The 1,151-nt window shown below is 40.9% G+C and carries 2 protein-coding genes; both read left to right on the forward strand.

What is annotated here, in order from left to right; genetic code table 11:
• Positions 1 to 628 (forward strand): hypothetical protein (locus tag AB5935_RS27385; RefSeq protein WP_368328025.1); only part of this gene is annotated, 628 nt, incomplete at its 5' end.
• A 19-nt stretch (positions 629 to 647) separates the two neighbouring features.
• Positions 648 to 1,151: protein phosphatase 2C domain-containing protein (locus tag AB5935_RS27390; RefSeq protein ID WP_368328026.1), on the forward strand; the 504-nt coding region annotated here is incomplete at its 3' end.

The following is a 1,151-nucleotide window of genomic DNA, read 5'->3' on the forward strand; positions in this document are numbered from 1 at the left end:
GCCAATGATTGGTGAAATTTCTGATGAAAATCCTGATGCAGAAATTAATGTTGCAGCACTTGAGTTCTCAACAGGTACCCGCTGGCTTTATGATGAACCTAAAGAGGCAAAGGATTTTATTTGGCAAAAAGTAGAAGCGGACGGCCTAACATCTCTTGGTGAGGCTTGTGAAGAATTGAACAAAAAGCTATCTCGTTCTGGAGGCTTTATGCCGACATCAAGCGGAAGCGGATATTTCTCCCCAGCTATCATTCTTCTTTCAGATGGTGGACCGACAGATAACTTTGAAGGTGGATTGAAAACGCTTCAGGGTAATAGTTGGTTTAAGCATGCTATCAAGATTGCTATTGCCATAGGTGACGATGCTGACAAAGAAGTTTTAAAACAATTTACAGGCTCTTCTGAAGCAGTCATCACCGTTCATAATATTGAAGCGCTCAAAAAGATGATTCGAATTATTGCTGTTACATCTTCTCAGATAGGAAGTCAAAGTTCATCAGCTATAGATTCGACAAAACAGCAGCAGGTAATTGACAAGGTTAATGAGGCAGCAGCAGATGTAGCTGGTGCTGAGACTGCAGCGTCACCTGCCCCTGCTGGTACTGATAGTTATGACGAATGGGACTAATAAATTCTATGTTATATTGATGGACAGTATATATTCATTCTGCGAAGGAGAGAGTCATAGACTCTGCAATAAACCTTGTCAGGACTATGCGTATGCAGATAGTTCAGAGGGCCTTTCCATGGCTATTGTTTCAGATGGCCATGGAGGGGAACGCTATTTTAGAAGCGATATAGGTTCCAAGTTCATCGTCAATATAGCAAAAGAAGCTATCCGCTCTTTTGTTGAGACAGTAACTAAAGAAAGACAATCTGTATTTCATGGCGAACCATTTACGCAATATACAAAAGAGTCAGCCACAGACAGCCAGATAAACTCTATTTCCCACAAGATGCTTACCTGGTTATTTTCATCAATTATAAGCCAGTGGAACGTTGCTGTAGCAAAACATGCACGAGAGAATGATTTGACAGAATGGGAACTTTCCAATGTTGACCAAAAATATAAAGATGAGTTTCTCGATATGCGCAATAACCCAGAAGCTACATTCGAGAAAACATACGGATGTACACTCATGGCATACGTG

Source organism: Phocaeicola sp. RTP21198st1_B8_RTP21198_201120, from assembly GCF_040929485.1.
Classification (GTDB): Bacteria; Bacteroidota; Bacteroidia; order Bacteroidales; family Bacteroidaceae; genus Phocaeicola; species Phocaeicola dorei.